General features: G+C 69.2%; 15 protein-coding genes. 6 read left to right on the forward strand and 9 right to left on the reverse strand.

Annotated elements, in window-relative coordinates; genetic code table 11:
- The first annotated feature begins 3 nt into the window (after positions 1-3).
- Complete coding sequence (locus ACFSDF_RS12385) at positions 4-915, forward strand: NAD-dependent epimerase/dehydratase family protein (protein WP_377157699.1); 912 nt, start codon at positions 4-6, stop codon at positions 913-915.
- A 22-nt stretch (positions 916-937) separates the two neighbouring features.
- Here ACFSDF_RS12385 and ligD read toward each other — a convergent pair whose 3' ends face one another.
- A complete protein-coding gene (ligD, locus tag ACFSDF_RS12390) occupies positions 938-1,825 on the reverse strand; it encodes a non-homologous end-joining DNA ligase (RefSeq protein WP_167008128.1) in 888 nt (295 codons plus the stop codon).
- Positions 1,826-1,914: 89 nt separating this feature from the next.
- On the opposite strand from ligD, the gene ACFSDF_RS12395 reads away from it, so the two are divergent.
- Positions 1,915-4,452, forward strand: coding sequence for a hypothetical protein (locus ACFSDF_RS12395; RefSeq protein ID WP_167008131.1), 2,538 nt, complete (start codon positions 1,915-1,917; stop codon positions 4,450-4,452).
- A gap of 99 nt (positions 4,453-4,551) precedes the next feature.
- On the opposite strand, the gene ACFSDF_RS12400 is transcribed toward ACFSDF_RS12395, so the two are convergent.
- Entirely contained in the window at positions 4,552-6,762 is a 2,211-nt protein-coding gene (locus ACFSDF_RS12400; protein WP_377157701.1) for an ABC transporter permease, read from the reverse strand.
- Positions 6,763-6,885: 123 nt separating this feature from the next.
- Here ACFSDF_RS12400 and ACFSDF_RS12405 point away from each other — a divergent pair, with 123 nt between their 5' ends.
- From ACFSDF_RS12405 to ACFSDF_RS12415, 3 genes are all read left to right on the forward strand, one after another.
- Complete coding sequence (locus tag ACFSDF_RS12405) at positions 6,886-7,485, forward strand: TetR/AcrR family transcriptional regulator (protein ID WP_167008137.1); 600 nt, start codon at positions 6,886-6,888, stop codon at positions 7,483-7,485.
- Positions 7,486-7,687: 202 nt separating this feature from the next.
- Complete coding sequence (locus tag ACFSDF_RS12410; protein ID WP_167008140.1) at positions 7,688-8,107, forward strand: nuclear transport factor 2 family protein; 420 nt, start codon at positions 7,688-7,690, stop codon at positions 8,105-8,107.
- 20 nt (positions 8,108-8,127) lie between these two features.
- On the forward strand, positions 8,128-8,523 hold the full coding sequence (locus ACFSDF_RS12415) for a hypothetical protein (RefSeq protein WP_167008143.1): 396 nt from the start codon (positions 8,128-8,130) through the stop codon (positions 8,521-8,523).
- A 17-nt stretch (positions 8,524-8,540) separates the two neighbouring features.
- Here ACFSDF_RS12415 and ACFSDF_RS12420 read toward each other — a convergent pair whose 3' ends face one another.
- Both ACFSDF_RS12420 and ACFSDF_RS12425 read right to left on the reverse strand, forming a co-directional pair.
- On the reverse strand, positions 8,541-8,810 hold the full coding sequence (locus ACFSDF_RS12420; RefSeq protein ID WP_167008146.1) for a hypothetical protein: 270 nt from the start codon (positions 8,808-8,810) through the stop codon (positions 8,541-8,543).
- Complete coding sequence (locus tag ACFSDF_RS12425; RefSeq protein WP_167008149.1) at positions 8,807-8,950, reverse strand: hypothetical protein; 144 nt, start codon at positions 8,948-8,950, stop codon at positions 8,807-8,809. The genes ACFSDF_RS12420 and ACFSDF_RS12425 overlap by 4 nt, the downstream gene beginning before the upstream one ends.
- Positions 8,951-9,122: 172 nt before the next feature.
- Here ACFSDF_RS12425 and ACFSDF_RS12430 point away from each other — a divergent pair, with 172 nt between their 5' ends.
- Positions 9,123-10,346, forward strand: a complete 1,224-nt coding sequence (locus ACFSDF_RS12430) for a TetR/AcrR family transcriptional regulator (RefSeq protein WP_167008151.1) — start codon at positions 9,123-9,125, stop codon at positions 10,344-10,346.
- A 54-nt stretch (positions 10,347-10,400) separates the two neighbouring features.
- On the opposite strand, the gene ACFSDF_RS12435 is transcribed toward ACFSDF_RS12430, so the two are convergent.
- From ACFSDF_RS12435 to ACFSDF_RS12455, 5 genes are all read right to left on the reverse strand, one after another.
- Positions 10,401-11,609, reverse strand: coding sequence for an oxygenase MpaB family protein (locus ACFSDF_RS12435; RefSeq protein WP_167008154.1), 1,209 nt, complete (start codon positions 11,607-11,609; stop codon positions 10,401-10,403).
- 506 nt (positions 11,610-12,115) lie between these two features.
- Positions 12,116-13,906, reverse strand: coding sequence for a DUF429 domain-containing protein (locus ACFSDF_RS12440; protein WP_167008157.1), 1,791 nt, complete (start codon positions 13,904-13,906; stop codon positions 12,116-12,118).
- A gap of 29 nt (positions 13,907-13,935) precedes the next feature.
- Positions 13,936-14,202 carry a hypothetical protein gene (locus tag ACFSDF_RS12445; RefSeq protein ID WP_377157705.1) on the reverse strand — a complete coding sequence of 89 codons (267 nt, stop codon included), beginning with the start codon at positions 14,200-14,202 and terminating at the stop codon, positions 13,936-13,938.
- A complete protein-coding gene (locus ACFSDF_RS12450) occupies positions 14,203-14,820 on the reverse strand; it encodes a vitamin K epoxide reductase family protein (protein WP_167008160.1) in 618 nt (205 codons plus the stop codon). It abuts the gene before it with no gap.
- Complete coding sequence (locus ACFSDF_RS12455; RefSeq protein ID WP_377157707.1) at positions 14,820-15,584, reverse strand: DsbA family protein; 765 nt, start codon at positions 15,582-15,584, stop codon at positions 14,820-14,822. Before ACFSDF_RS12455 ends, ACFSDF_RS12450 begins: the two co-directional genes overlap by 1 nt.
- Positions 15,585-15,636: the final 52 nt, after the last annotated feature.

Below are 15,636 nucleotides of genomic sequence, written 5' to 3' on the forward strand. Positions count from 1 at the left end.
ATCATGCAGGACCACCACGTGATCGTCGGAGCCGGGGCAGTCGGCCGGGAGGTGGCGGCCCAGCTCGTCGAACGCGGCTCTCGGGTCACCGTCGTGACACGGCGCGGCACCGCCGTCCCTGGCGCGACAGCGGTCGCGGCGGACGCCTCGGACGCGGCTGTGCTCCTGACCGCGGTCGACGGTGCCGACGCCCTCCACAACTGTGCAAACCCGTCGTACACGACCTGGACGACGGTCTGGCCGCCGCTCGCCGGATCGATGCTCGCGGCGACCGAGAAGTCGGGCGCCCTGCTCGTGATCACGGGCAACCTCTATCCGTACGGGCCGGTCGATGCGCCGATGACCGAGGGGATGCCCGATGCCGCGACCGATCCCAAAGGCAAGGTGCGCGGCAGGATGTGGGCCGAGGCGCTCGCGGCGCACCAGGCCGGGCGCGTGCGCGCGGTGGAGGTGCGCGGCTCGGACTACGTCGGCAAGGACGTCGGCGCCAACGGCGTCCTCACCCGTCTGGTCCCGACCGCCTTGCGCGGGCGACCGGTGTGGACCCTCGGGCGCGCCGACCTCCCGCACTCGTGGACCGATGAGCGTGACGTGGCGCGGACGCAGATCGCCCTCTCCGACCGACCGGAGCTGGCCGGTCGGGTCTGGCACGTGCCGAGCAATCCACCCCGGAGTCAGCAGGAGGCGCTCGACGACGTGATGGCGGCAGCCGGGCGACGATCGGTGCCGGTCCGGACGGTCCCTGACATCGGCGTACGCGCCATGGGGCGGTTCGTGCCGATGATGCGCGAGCTGGCCGAGACGAACTACCAGCGGACCCGCCCGTACCTGCTCGACTCCTCCGACGCCGAGCGCACCCTCGGGCTGGCTCCGACACCGTGGGACGAGGTCTGCCGTCGCACCGTGACGAACTGAGCCGCCGTCTGCGGCCACTGCCTCAGCCCGCCATGAGCGCCTTCATCGGGTCGCCGTACCGCTCGAGCCGGTCGCCGACCTCGGAGTACAGCACCTGGCGCACCGACGGCGGGTCCTCCAGCTCGTCCCACGTCCGGGGTGCCGCGACCCACGGACGGGACCGACCGCGCAGCGAGTACGGCGTGACGGTCGTCTTGGCACGCACGTTCTGGCTCCAGTCCAAGAACACCTTGCCCGTACGGTCAGAGCGTCTCATCGCCGAGAGCACGCGATCAGGGTGCTCACCGGACAGCTCGTCGGCGATCGCGCGGGCGTAGTCGCGCAGCGCATCGGGCGACGACTCGCGACCGTGCGACGCGTACAGGTGCAGCCCCTTGCTCCCGCTCGTGACCGGGACGGTCGTCCACCCGTCTGCCTCCAGGCGGTCGCGTACGAGATGGCCGACGAGTACGGCTTCCTCCAGCCCGGCGGGTGCGCCCGGGTCGAGATCGATGACCAGGCGGTCAGCGTCGCGGATCCCGCCACGTGGCCCCACCGTCCACTGGGGCGTGTGCAGCTCCAGCGCCGCGAGGTTCGCGAGCCACACGAGGTCGGCCCGGTGCTCGACCACCGGGAAGACGAGCGAGTCGCGTCCCGTGGAGCTCCCAGGCGTGGCGACCTCGACCGTACGGACCCAGTCGGGCGTTCCGCGTGGGACGTTCTTCTCGAAGAACGCGTCGGCCTCGACCCCGTCGGGCCAGCGCTTGCGCGTGCACGGGCGGTCGGCGAGCTGGGCCAGGAGCTGCTCGGCCACGGACAGGACATACCGGATGACGTCGTACTTGGTCGTCTTGTCGTCGGGATAGAGCACTTTGTCGAGGTTGCTGACCTTCAACGACCGACCGTCGACGTCCAGGGTGCTCGAGCTCATGTCTCACGATGGCACGGGCGACACGGACAAGCACGACTGGCGGGACCCTGCAGCGGGTCTAGATTGCGCGTGAGAAGGGGGTGGTCCGCGTGGGCGACACCGATGCCGGCCGTTGGGTCGAGCTGCGGGTGCACGGGGTCAGCGGGACGCCGCCGGGCTCGATGCTCGACCGCCCGCACGTCGTCCAGGTCGGCGGCGACGACGAGTCGCGCTACTTCCGTTCCACCGATGCGACAGGTGCGGAGCTTCCGGGCGACGACGGGCAGGTTCTCGAGGCCTACCACTGGGGGCGTCTCACCTCGGGGAGCAAGGTCAAGGCGCTGTGGCTGGTGCTGCTGCCCTTCGGGATGGTCAACGCCGCGCAGTTCATGCTCCTGCCGGTGGGCAACCACCGTCTTGCCGCGTTCGCCCAGTGGCTGTGCCGATGCCTGTTGCGCTTGCTCGCGATCCTGCTGACGTCGCTGTTCGCGTTCTCCGCGGGGCTCGTGCTCATCGACCTCCTCGCGTGGCGGTGGGCGCCGCAGGTGCGGCTCCTGGGCAACCTCGACCCCAACGTCGTCGTTGGCGCGGCTACCGCTTTCACCGGTGTCGTGATGTTCGTGCTGCCGATCCTCGGGCGCGGCTACGAACGCGGACGCATGGGGCGTTGGTGGACCTTGGTGCGCTCGCCGAGCACGCGCACCCCACGGGTCGGCCCCACGCCGGCGGCCGCCGCGCCGACGCCGCTGGCAGACGACGCGTTCTACGCCGGTGACTCCGACGCGCCGATCCTCCGCGACCTGCACCTCGCCGCGGGCTGGCTGGTGGTGTGCGCGATGGGCGTGTGGGCCCCGCACCCGACCGCGTGGCGGCACGACGACGTACCGCTCCGCCTGGCGATCGTCTCGTGGGTCGTCGTGGTGGTGCTCGCGACGCTGCTCGGCGAGCCCGAGAGTGCACGCAGCGTCCGCCTTCCGGCGCCGCTCGTGCGCGCACGGCGGGCGTGGCACTGGCTGGTGGGCGTCGTGTCACCGTTGCTCGTGGTCGGGAGCGGCGCCCTGCTGGTCTACGTCGTCGCGACCACCAGCGGGATCAGCACGACCGAGTGGACCCAGGTCTTCGACCGGCCCGAGTCGTTCGACTACATCGCCAACTGGCTGCTCGTCATCGGGGTCGTCGTCCTCGTCGCCCTGCTCCTCGCCAATGCACTCCTGGTGGCGACCCTGTGGAGGGAGCGCCCGCCGAAGGGGAGCTCGGCGCGCGCGTTCATGCCGTACGCCGGCGGCATGGCCGCATCGGTCGTCGCGACCATCGGGACATTCGTCGGCGTCGGGTTCGCCGCAGCGGTGACCACGGGCATCTCGTCGCTGCTCAACTTGTCGCAGTCGCCGTCGGATGAGCCTATGGCGGGCGACCTCAACGTCGGCACCACGCCGATGCTGGACCGAGTCGCGTACGCGTGGGGTCTGAACGTGGTCGTCTTCGTGCTGATCGCGCTGACGCTGTTCGTCTGGCGGATGTGGCCGAAGATCCGGCACGCCGTAGACGATCGCGTCCAGGCCATGTACGGGGGGGCGGGCCATCCGCTCCTTGCGGAACGCTGGCAGAAGCGTGTCCGCAAGGCCGTGCACGTCGCGCGCCTCAAGAACGCCATCGGACCCTCGTGCGTCGCGTTCGTCCTCTTCGGGATGGTGCTCGCCGGTGTGCTGGCCTGGGAGCTGTGGCCGTGCCGCAACGCCAGTGAGATCGACCAGTGCCGCGAGGCCTGGGGTCTGTTCGACCTCGCGAGCCAGCCGAAGTTCGTGATCGCCGAGGGTGGTCTCGCCCGGTCCAACGTCGTCGCGCTCTTCGGTGCGTGGGTGCTGCTGGGCGCTGCGGGCGTGCTGCTCGCCGCGAGCCGGAAGGCCGTCGCGCAGGAAGGCAAGCGCCGCGGCCTCAACGTTGCGTGGGACGTGCTGGGCTTCTGGCCGCACGCGGTCCACCCGTTCGCGCCCCGTCCGTACTCGCAGCGCAGCATCGCCGACCTGCGGGCGCGGTTGCGTTGGCACCTCGCGCGGCACCCGGCCCGCGACGACGAGCGTGCGATCGTGCTGTGCGGACACAGCCAGGGGAGCCTCCTGAGCTTCGCGACGCTGACCACGCTCTCGCAGGCCGAGCGCGAGCGGATCGCGCTGCTGACGTTCGGCTCGCAGCTGCGGGTGATCTTCCCGCGGGCCTTCCCCGAGTACGTGAGCTTCGCGTCGATCGCGTGGCTGTACGACCGGATGAACGGCGCGTGGATCAACCTCTACCGCGTCACCGACCAGCTCGCGGGGCCGGTGCTGTCGTGGCGGCGCGAGATCGACACGAGCGGACACGAGGGCCGCCCGCCAGCCATGTCGTGGCACTTCCCGGCCCCGTACGACGGTGCTAGGCCCGATACGTACGCAGGCGAGCATCAGACCAGGCGGTGCGGTGCGGACTGGCGGCTCGCCGACCCGGTCGCGTACGACTCTGCGATGCAGGATGGTGCGGTCTCGGAGATTCTCGGACACTCCTGGTACGCGAGGAACCCGGACTGGATCGAGGCCCTGCGGACCGTCCGTGCGGTGCCCGTGGAACGGCGAACGACCCCGGATCGGGGGAAATCCGAGGCCGTTCAAGGCTGAGGTGGGGCGGACCCTTCACTCAGCGACATGTCGTCGTTCTGGCTCTGAGGAAGCCTACCGGGCGGGCACGTCATCGCCTCGGCGGGGGTGCTCCTGTGGTCAGGCTGTCCCCACGGGCGAAGCACCTACCGGTGCCAAGGCGTCGCGCTCCTTGTCGCCGTCCTCGTCACGGCTGACCGGCTTCTGCTTGCTCCCGCGCTCAGGCGTGTACTTCGGGCCGAGGGGGGCTGGCGGCTGGGCATTCTTCCGGCTCAGCCACGGGTCGACGACGAGCAGGTTGAGCAGCAGACCGACGACGCCCCAGATCCCGAGGACCAACAGGTTGCCTCCGACCCCGGTGCCGTCGAGATAGACCACCGATCGGGCGAGGTCGACCGCGGCCGGCAGCGGCAGGATGTCTGCGAGGGGCCTGAAGAACTCAGGAACCATGTAGAGGGACAGACCGCCACCCGACGCGGGCACTCCGGCGAGCATCACCACGATCATCACCGGGATCAGTCCGAACAGCCCGAGCGTCCGCGTGAGCACGGCACTGGCCCATGCGACGGCGAACACGGTCAGTGAGCCGTAGCCGATCATCTCGAGGGCGTGTCCGTTGACTGCTCCGATCAGGACGTCGAAGAGGAACCACAGCCAGACCGAGATGCCGACCGACCAGCCCGCGACGAGCGGGAGGAGCTGCCGGGTCCGAGTGAGGTCGGGTGCCCCGCCGCGCATGACGGCGAAGAAGAGGAACCCGGCCATGATCCAGCCCATGCCGACGTAGAGGCTGTTGCTGCCGTTGACGTCGTTCTCCGAGAGCGGTGCGACGTCCTCGAGCGCGAGCTCGCTGCCGCTGGCTGCGGCGATCGGGGTGAACATCTGGGTGACGACGGTCTGCTGGCTGGCGCCGGCGCCGCCGGCGGTGACGAGCGTGGGGCTCTCTCCGGCCGCCTGGGGCAGCACGTACGCGGCCACGATCTCCTGGCCGCGGAGGAGGTCGGCCGCCTCGTCGCGATCTTCGACGATGCTGAGGTCGACGTACTCGCCGAGCTCCGGCTCCAGTCCTGCCACGAGCTGCTCGGCCTGGGCATGCGCTGCGACCACCGCCACTGGGAGGTCGTTCACGTCCGGCTCGTGCATCGAGAAGCTCATCATCGTCACGACCGTCACGACGATCGTGAGGGGAAACATGAGGGCCGCGACGAGACGGGTGCGGTAGCGCGCGACGGGCCCTCCTGGCAGGGCAGGCAGTGGCGCGTCTGGAGCCGTGTAGAGCGGGCCGGCGATGATGAGCTCGCCGGATCGACGCTCCTTGAGCGCGGCAAGGAGGAGCGCGGCGACCAGCCACACGGCGAGGGTGACGACGTGCTTCCAGACTCCGGCGCCGCCGAAGTAGAGGACCGAGCGCAGTGCCTCCCCTGCAGCAGGCAGTGGGAGTACGCCGTGCAGCCACTGGAACATCTCGGGCATCGAGTGGATCGACATGGCCAGGTTGGACGCCGGCATCCCGAACACGACCCAGAGCAGCATGCCGAGCAGGACCGCGAACGGACCGAGCACCTTGGTGAACATCAGCTGCGTGACGCCGACTGCGGTGACCGCCAGCGTGCCGATCCCGAGGAACAGCGGGTAGTGGCCGTCGACGGCACCGACGATCGGGCCGAGGATCAGCCAGATCAGGGAGCTGGTGAATGCGCCCCAGCCGAGCGCGAGGGGGAGGAACCGGCGCAGCCGCAGCAGGTTCGGCAGGCCGGACAGGAGCGTGCTCAGCGGAACGTATCCCGCCAGCATCATCCCCATCGCCGCGAAGAGCACGAGGGTGCCAGATCCGTCGCCGTCGGCCAGTGGCACCACGTCGACCGTCTCGACCTGCCAGCCCTCCGCGACCGCGGCGGGCGTCAGCGCCTTGTCGACGAGGCTCGCCTGGGACGCGCCGGCGGCCATGGCGCGATGGATGGTCGCACTCGCGCCGGCGACGGGGACCTCGATCGCCCCCGTGATCTCCTGGTCGCGGATGAGCTCCTGAGCCTCGGGCAGCGTGTCCACCGTGCGCACCTCGAGTGCGTCGCCGGAGCTCTCCTGGAGGTCGTCCGCGAACTGCTGGACGCCCGCGCCCACGCCCACGACGGCGACCGGAAGGTCTCGGGCGTGCGGGCTGTGCATGGTGCCCATGTACGTCGCGTACATCATGGTCACGATCAGGAACGGCATCACGAAGAGCGCGACGAGCCGGCCCTTGCGCTCCGCCGGTGTCTCCGGCGGCGGGGGTGGGTACTTCGCCGCCGGATCAGTGGGAGCCGGGGGTGCTGGGTCGACGCTGGACGCCAAGGTCATCTCCTCGAGAGGCGGTCGGCCCGGAAGTAGGCCGTGGACCTACTTTAAGTCACATGGCTTATTATGGTGAGGCGATACCGTGAGTCGCCCGTCACAAAGCTGAAGCGAAAGAGTGCGATGCCACGTCCTGACGCCCGGAACCACCTCCTGGACGCCGCCGAACGCCTCTTCGCCGAGCACGGGGTCCACACCGTCTCCGACCGCCATGTCGCCGAAGCTGCGGGGAACAGCAACCACTCCGCGGTCCACTACTACTTCGGTGGTCGTACGGGGCTCCTCCAGGCGTTGCTGGATCGGCACCGTGCCGCCGTCGAGCCCGCCCAGCAGTCCATGTTCGCGAAGTCGGACTCGCTGCTCGGCGACATCCGAGCCCTGGTCATCCCGCTCACCGACGTGCTCGCCACGCTTCCCGCCCCCTCGTGGCGGGCGCGGTTCCTGGACCAGGCCATCCACGACCCCACCGTTGGGCCCTTGGTGCGTACCAGTGCAGGCAGCTCCTCGCAGATCACCGCGTCGGCCGCCGACCGGCTGGCACATCTCGACCGGTCGATCGTCGACGCACGAGCGAAGCTGATGACCCACGTCGTCAGCACGGCCTGTGCCGATATCGAGGCCCGTGCGGCGACGTCTGACGTGCCGGCGCTCTGGGCGGAGGCCGGTACGTTCTTGTGCGACGCGATCGCTGGCATGCTCCAGGCTCCGATCACCACGCCGTAGTCGTGCTGCCCCGCTGCACGCCCAGCACGGAGAACGGCCCCGGATCGGGGGATTCCGGGGCCGTTCGTAGCTGAGGAGCAAACGGGGGCGGTCCGCTCCTCAGCGTCTGTGTGCAGTTGTCCTGCATTGGCGGGACGTCGACGTCCCGCCGGGGGGAGAATCGCCAACATGGTGACATCGCCGCGTTACAGACGTGTTTCGTATGCGTGAGGACAGCCTTCCTGTGATCGAGATACCGACGTCCGAAGGCGTCGACCGCGCGGCCGCCCTCGCCCGCCGCTGGCTCCCCGCCTTCCTCGCCGGCCGCCGGGCGGACGACGACGTCTACGCCGCGGGGGTGAGCACGTGGCACAACATCGGGGAGCGGGAGGCGGAGATCGAGCAGACCCCCTCCCGGACGCGACAGGAGCAGGCAGGAGCGGACCTCCGCGTCGAGGACGTACGGGTGAAGGTCTTCGACGGCGGGTGGGTCCTGCAGTCGGTGGCGGTCGGGACGAACGCCGACGGTGCCCCGGTGCGCATCCCGTCCTGCCTCGTCGTCACGCTGCGCGAGGGCAAGATCGCGAGGTTCGAGGAGTACGCCGACTCCCGAGCAACGGAGCGGCTGTTCGGGGCGCGCTGACGTCCGGGCATGATCTGTCCATGAGGTTCACCGAGCACGAGCTGACCGCGGCTGTCACCGGGGTGGCGAAGACCGTGATGGCCGCACAGGACAAGGACGTGCGCAAGGGGCGGCGCGATGTCGACGAGGCGTGGAATGCGCTCTCGCGGTACGAGCGCTATCAGCTGATGAGCGGTCTCGGAGACCAGGTGCTGCCGGTGCTGATCAGCCTGCCGGACGTCGAGGTCGAGGCGGGCACCCGGCCGACGTTCACCGAGGAGCAGATCGTGGCGGCCGTCGAGGAGCGGCTCGGCGACGAGCGTGGGATTCGACGCAAGGCGTTGCTGAGGACGCGCACCGCGCTGGTGCAGGTCGCGCTCTCGTGCGTCCCGCCGCGCTCGGACCCCGATGCGCTGACGGTGCCGGATCACCTCTGACACTCCGGCGCGGGCTGTCACGCAGCGGCAGCCTGTCGCGACACCTGGAGCAGTGCCGTCGCCAACGCTCCGGACAGCGCGGCGAGAGGGGACTGGTCTCTGGTGGAGTGGTCGACCACCTCGAAGAGCGCGGCTGCACAGCCGAGATCGCCCGTGGGCCCTGCGTCCAGCAGCTGCCGGAACCGCCGGTCGCCGGTCTGGAGCAGCACCGACAGCTCGAGGGTGAGCCAGGGGCCGGCTGGCTCGGCACTGCCGAGGGTGACCTCTCGGGCGAGCTCGTCGATCAAGTCTGCGAGGTGGGCGCCTGCGGACCGGCGAGGACGGCGTCCGCGTGGTCCCGATCGGCGGTCAGGGCGGCGCGAACCGCGTCGTGGAAGGCGTGGCTGGTGCTGCGCAGGAGAGCATCGACATCGGCGTATCTGTTCACCTCCGTACCGTGCCTGCGTCCGCGGTCGGTTTCTGCCGTCCACACGACTTGCTGACGCGTACTGACGCATTCTTGACGCTGTCACCCGACGACGACACCGTCATCGGCGCAGCTGCGGACAACCCGTCCGTTATGTGGTCGGTGTGGTCGGCCAGGTGATTGACTGGGCGACATGGAACTGCTGCCGGGGCGTACGGGGCGGTACGCCGCCGGTGCCCACGCACCTTCGCAGGCGGCGGCCGCGCCGACGCGCCCGCGGAACCGGCGGCAGCTCATCATCGACGCCGCGGGCCGGGTCTTCAACGAGCGGGGCTACTACGCCGCGTCCATGGAGGAGATCGCCGACAGGGTCGGCATCACAGCACCCGCGCTCTATCGCCACTTCCCTAACAAGTACACGCTGTTCGCCGAGTGCGTGACCTTCATGGCGGACGGACTGCTCGAGGCGCTCGAGGAGCTGTCGTCCGAGGCGAGCCTCGAGGAGCTGTTCACCGCCGCGACCCGCGTGACGATTGCGCACCGGGCCACGGGTGGCGTGTATCGCTGGGAGGCGCGCTACCTGAATCCGGACGATCGACGGGTGCTCAGGCGAAAGTTCGCGTACGTCGTCGGCCGGGTCGCCGAGGAGGTGCGAGTCGAGTCGGGTGCCTCCGACGCGGACGTGCGCGCCGCCGCCGCGCTCGGCGCCATCGGCTCGATCACCATGCACCGCACGCGCATCTCACCCTCGCGTGCAGAGGAGCTGCTCGTCGACGCTGCCTTGAGGGTGGTGGCGACCGAGCCGTCTCGCGCTGTCACCGAGTCGTCGGTCGGTGTTCCTGCGCAGCCGGTGCCCCGGACCCGGCGGGCCGAGATCTTGGCTGCTGCCATCCCGTTGTTCGAGCGCGACGGCTTTGCTCACGTGACGCTGGGCCGGATCGCCGAGGTCGTCGGGATCGCACCCTCGGCGATCTACCGCCACTATCCCGGCAAGGTCGACATCCTGGCTGCGGCGTGCCTCCAGGCCGCCGGGCTGCTGTCCCAGGCCGTCGACCAGGCGCTGATGGGTTGCCCCGACCCGCACGATGCTGTGGTCGCCCTGGCAGCGACGTACGTGGCGTACAGCTTCGAGCACCGGGCGCTCACCAGCGTCGCCGAGGCCGAGCTCGCCGGCCTGCCCGCCGGGCTTCAGCGGCCGCTCGTCCTCGCACAGCGCGACCACATCGCGATCTGGGAGCAGCAGCTGAGGGCCGTACGGCCAGATCTCAACGACAGGCAGGCCCGAGTGCTGGTCCACGCCGGGTTCGGGGTCGTGGTGGAGGCCGGACGCAGGCTGCGCTGGGAGGACACGCCAGACCACCGCAGCGCCGTCACCGCGCTGATGGTCAGTGCCCTGGGGTGGCGGCCCGAGGCGTAGCCGAGACAGACAGGTGGGCCCGAGCGAGTGCTCGGACCCACCTGTCGGGGCGCCTCAGACGCCAGGTCGGTTCATGTCGGGAATGGTGATGGGCGTGGTGGTCCCGGACCCTCCGTTGTTGAGGAACGCCATGGCGATCGCCTTGATGAACTGGTCGAACACGCGGAACGTCGTCGGCATGATCGGGATCAGGCCCTCGCGGAAGGCGACGTACGCCGGCCAGCCGGCCTTGATCACTCCCGCCGAGACGTAGTCCCGCTTGAGCCCGAGCCAGTCGCCGATGTCGTTGCCGAGCTGATAGCGCGCGAACTCGTTGAGGAATCCGCGCGTGACCCCGAGATCGATCTGTGCCGTGAGGCCTAGGAGGACCTCGGCAAGCACCTTGCCCTCAGGGGTGGGTGCCAGGATCGGCGTGAGCACCTGCGCCGCCTGGGCGTGCGCGGCGGCCCACGTGGCCGGGATGTATTCGTCTCGCACGCCGAGCATGTGCAGGGCGACCTGCCAGGAGTGGAGGAAGGCCTCCTCGTCGGCGGCCGACATCCGGACGCCCCACTCCTTCATCTTCTTGTGGGCGAACGTGCCGGTGCTGTGGAAGGTGACGAGGATGTCGGCGTTGCTGATCGGGATCTGCTCGTCCGCAACGGCCTTCCAGTACGGCGACTGCGGGAGCATGTGGCGGACGGCCGCGTGCACCATCCGGGTCTTGTTCGAGGTGACCAGGAACTGGCCGCTCGGTTCGAAGGCGTTGAGGTCGCTCAGGTCGTACCCAAAGGTGAACGTCTTCGCCGCGCGGTCCTGCATGTCGGCGCCGCCCTTGGACCAGTAGACCGACCTGGCCTCTCGCGGGATGACGGTGCTCATGATGCCGCCGCCGATCCCGTAGATGAAGAACAGGTAGGAGTCCTTGCGGCGGTTGAAGTCGGCTGCGCGCCGCAGCTTCGTCATGTTGGCCCAGGTCGGGAGCTTTGCGGAGTCCGTCAGGAAGGCCGCGAGCTCCGGCGGGAGGCCGCTGGGGATCGGATGGTTGTTGTTGACCCAGGGGCCGATCGCGTTGTTGACCGCCGGGACCTGACCGTTGTCGATGACCGACGCCATGATCCGGTCGATGTCGTCGTCCCAGACCCACTGAGGATCGACGCCTGCCCCGGTGCCGGCGATGGACGCGGCTGGTGACCACGACCATGCCGCAGAGGGGTTGACGACCGTTGCTAGTCCGAGCGCGGCTCCGAGAGTCAAGACGCCGCGTCTGTTGATGTCGACCACGTGCTCCACCTGCTTCCGACGAGGATGGGCATCGCCGCGCCCGTGTTCGTACAGGCCACTTCGGCACCCGCAGCCATCCATCAGTGATGTGATTTCTCATTAACATAGGGATGTGAGGCACATCACGCAACCCTGTGTCAGCCCTTGATTTGCAGGGTGAGCCTGCGCCTTTGGTGTGCCGCTCCAGAATGGGAGAATCGAGAGAGGGTTCACTTGTCCGCCGCTTCGCGAGCCGGGTGCGGGAAAACCGGTGTCCGCGCGCTAGTTCCGGGCTGTGACCGCGAGCCTCGACTTCCCGTGGCTGCGCTCGTCAACGCCGTGAGTCCCTGGCTGACGACCGCCTTCTCGCGGGAGCCCTTCAGGCGAGGATGCGTACGGCGGTGTGGACCGGGCTCGTCGCGACGGCCCTGCAGGTCGTGGGCTCCTACACCGTCGCGGAGCTGCAGGTCTTTGACGCGTCCGACGCCGCGACGCTGCGCTGGTCCTCGGCCTGCTGGGCTAGGGCCTCAGGTCGCCGTGCTTTCCAAGTGCGGCCCCGTGGCGCGCATCTTGGCGAGCCTGGCCCGCAGCGAGGGCACGCGGTGCGCGTTCGACTGCAGGGCGACGTACTGATCACCGTGGACCCACAACAGGGCGTCATCGAGCCGTCGGACCGCACCGGGCGGATAGCGGTAGCCCATCCGCTCGGCGAGGGCGTCGGAGTCGACCGAGCGAAGGACCTCGCCGAGCTCGCGCAGCGATGTGATCCCCAGCTCGAGGAGCAGCTCGGAGATCCAGTCGTAGTGGTCGGTCCGTGACCATCCGGCATCGGGATACTGGCCAGCCAGGAACGCTGCGAGCTCGCGCGGGGTGATGCGCGGGTCCTCGTGGGTCTCCTCAGACCCGCTGTCGCTGAGCGACCCGTGGAGTCTCTCCCGGATCGTCGAGAACTCCCGGTCGGCGAGCTCCAGCAGCCCCGCCGCGAGGGTGAACCTCCGGTCGAGGTCGGGGACGTGCTCGTCCGGGACGGTGCCCTTGTAGCGGATGTCGTGCTCGAACTCTGCCCAGGCGTGCTGCAGCACCGTACGGACCTGGACCTGCGCGCGCAGCCCGGCCAAGGCGGGATGCTGTGCCGTCCCCTCCTCGTCGAGGCCGATCAGCAGGTGCCGGCTGGCGTACCCGAAGCGGCCCTCGCTCGCCGTCTCCCGACCCATGTCACGGTCGTCGTGGACGACGACCTGGTCGTCCAGCAGGTCAACGACGGCCTGGACGTCGCTCTGCACGTAAGTGATGACCCGGAGTCCGATCTGGTCGGTGATCTCCCGCAACGGGTCGGCATAGAAGGGCACCCCGTCCACCGTGCGCCCCGCCTTGTCGGCGAACGACGCGACCGACTTCGCCCGCCCGGTCACGGTCAGGTAGTTGATGCCGGCGTCGTCGAGGATCGACGTCACCAGGCGGACGAACTCGTCAGCACTGGCCTGCAGCCGAGGCTGCCGCTCGGCGTACTCGCGCACCGCGGACTGTGGGTCGTGCGTCGGCGCCACGATCCGCTTCGCCCTAGGGGCTGGGACCAGCCCCTCAGGGAGGCTCGGGGTGACGATGTAGCCGGTCTCGAAGTCGCCGTACGTCGTGGCCTCGTCCGGGTGGCGGGTCGCGAAGAGTCCGACGTACGCGCACAGCACCGCATCGACCTGGTCCTCCACGACGCGCAGCTCGCTCTTGCGCTCAGCCGACTCCGCAGCCGTGCGTAGTGCACGCCACGCGCCGCCCGCCTCGGGGGTGTCGACGACCATGCGCGGGTCGGCGGCGCTCAGGCCCTCGACGAGTCCGAGCAGCACCACCAGCTCGGCGCGGAGCTGTTCGAGGTCGCGGCCGGGCTTGTTCTTGTACTTCAACGTCCGTCCGAGCCGGAACAGCGCCACCGTCGCGGGATGCGGGTAGACCTCGATCGCGCGACGCGGACGGCCTGAGCGGGGGTTCATGTCCAGTCCGAGGCGGGCCGCCAAGCGTGCGCCGCGGGGCTTCTCGGCGAACTCCGGCTTGCTCGTGTTGGAGGGATGTGCGCCGGCGTCGAACCGGGCGAAGTCGCGGTTGAGCGCGGCCTCGGCGGGTCGGTTCCCCGTGAGGTTGGTGACGATGAGCGGCGCATCGATCGCGACCAGGCAGTCGCCCTCGATGTACGGCTCCAGCGCCGTGGCGATCTCGTCGTCGGTCTTAGCGGCCGACACGTGCACGAGCCGGCCTTCGGGGTCGAGAACTGCCAGGCCCGTGGGCTTGCGCTCACCCCACGCGAGATCGACGCCGACGAAGTACATGGGCACAGCCTGTCATGGCGGCTCCGCGGTCAGGTGGCTGCTGTCCTGACGACCGTCGCGAGCATGGCACCTGAGCCGTTCGGGCTCATCGCCCACGACTGGGACGACGCGCCGCGCACCGACTTCAGTGCGTCGCTGCGTCGCGCGACCTGCCAGCCGGCCAGGGTGTGGCCGCTGCGCTCGACGAGCGCTGCGGCGCCTTCGACGAGGGTGGCGGCGTCGGGGTGGCCGAGGTCGACCTGCACATCCCGGCGCCGGTGAGGACGTCGGCGTGCCACGGCGAGGGAGACGGGCACTCAGGAGAACAATGCGTTGCCGTACTTCACGACGATCAGGAGAACGAGAGCCAACAGCCAAGCGATGACGACCATCACGTCGAGGTTCCACTGCACCGCAGAAGACAAGGTTTGCTGTATCCGAGGGGGCAGGTACAGGTTGTTGTCGCGGATGTTGACACGCGTCATCTCGAAGAAGACGAGCGTGGTGGCGACCGTGATCAGCAGGCACCACGGGCACAGGGCACCGATGTTGAACATCGCCTGGTAGAACAGCCAGTACGCCAGCGCGAGACCGAGGGTGTAGAAGAGCTGGGCGGCGAGCATGAACCAGCGTTTGAACCTCACGCCGGACAGGGCGGCGACCGCGATCGTGATGACGACTGGTTCCGCGATCAGCCCGAGAAAGGCGTTGGGGAAGCCGAACACTGAGGCTTGCCACGACGACGCGACGGTGCCGCAGCTGAGGACTGCGTTGATGTCGCAGCCAAGTTCGGCGCTCGGGTTCTCGGCGAGAGTGATCGCTTCGACGGCGAGCACGAACGAGGCGACGAGGCTGACGATCGACGACAGCAGCATCACCACCCAGATGGCGGCGCCGCTGCGGCGCGTCCGATCGACCAGGACGGTAGCGGTCATCACCTAAGGCCAGAAGCCGCGGCGGTCTCGATGGCCTTGGTCAGCTCATCGGGGGCGGACCAGTCGCCTGTGAACATGTCCCCATTGAGCTTCACGGTCGGCGTGCTAGTGACGCCGGCGTCGAAGGCCTCCTGGGTGCTCTGCGCGACCCAGCCACGGTGAACGCCTTCGGTGAAGTTCTCCACCACGTCCGCGGGGACGCCTGCACGGAGGGCGATGCTCGCGATCTGGTCGTCGTTGAGGCCTTCGGTCCCCTCGTGCGGTTGGTTGGCGTACAGGCCATTGTGGAAAGCCCATACCCTGTCCGGAGCGGCGTCGACAACCGCCGCGTACGCATTACCGGCGCGGGTGGAGTACTCGGTTCCCTGCGACTGCTCGTCGAGGAAAGCCATCACATGCAGGTTGACACGAATCGTGCCCTGGTCAATGAGGCGGGAGAGGTCCCCGGCGTTTGTGGACTCGAATGCACCGCAGGCCGGGCACATGTAGTCGTAATACAGGTCGAGAGTCACCGGGGCGTCGGTGTCACCAACCGAGAAGGCGCCTGTCTCGACGTTGGCGGGGACTACGACCTTCCCAGTGACGTCTCCGCTGTCGTCGCTGGCTAGGGATCGGCCTACGGCGATGGCGATCGCGGCCATCAGGCCAAGGATGACCAGGATGCCCACGATCTTGGCGACCTTGCGCTGGCGCGTCTTGCGAGCCAGTTCGGCGGCACGTGCCGCGCGCATCTGGCGGGACTTATCTCGGGCCAAGGTGCTCATCGTTCACTGCTCCTCATCTGCGGGTCGTGGCTCTGGTCGGCCATGCTCAAAC

The sequence above is a fragment of the Mumia zhuanghuii genome (assembly GCF_042681565.1).
Classification (GTDB): domain Bacteria; phylum Actinomycetota; class Actinomycetes; order Propionibacteriales; family Nocardioidaceae; genus Mumia.

Coding starts and splice junctions, on each gene's coding strand:
- ACFSDF_RS12385 (WP_377157699.1), top strand. CDS start 4: ATGCAGGACCACCACGTGATCGTCGGAGCCGGGGCAGTCGGCCGGGAG.
- ligD (WP_167008128.1), bottom strand. CDS start 1,825: ATGAGCTCGAGCACCCTGGACGTCGACGGTCGGTCGTTGAAGGTCAGC.
- ACFSDF_RS12405 (WP_167008137.1), top strand. CDS start 6,886: ATGCCACGTCCTGACGCCCGGAACCACCTCCTGGACGCCGCCGAACGC.
- ACFSDF_RS12410 (WP_167008140.1), top strand. CDS start 7,688: ATGCGTGAGGACAGCCTTCCTGTGATCGAGATACCGACGTCCGAAGGC.
- ACFSDF_RS12415 (WP_167008143.1), top strand. CDS start 8,128: ATGAGGTTCACCGAGCACGAGCTGACCGCGGCTGTCACCGGGGTGGCG.
- ACFSDF_RS12430 (WP_167008151.1), top strand. CDS start 9,123: ATGGAACTGCTGCCGGGGCGTACGGGGCGGTACGCCGCCGGTGCCCAC.
- ACFSDF_RS12440 (WP_167008157.1), bottom strand. CDS start 13,906: ATGTACTTCGTCGGCGTCGATCTCGCGTGGGGTGAGCGCAAGCCCACG.
- ACFSDF_RS12450 (WP_167008160.1), bottom strand. CDS start 14,820: ATGACCGCTACCGTCCTGGTCGATCGGACGCGCCGCAGCGGCGCCGCC.
- ACFSDF_RS12455 (WP_377157707.1), bottom strand. CDS start 15,584: ATGAGCACCTTGGCCCGAGATAAGTCCCGCCAGATGCGCGCGGCACGT.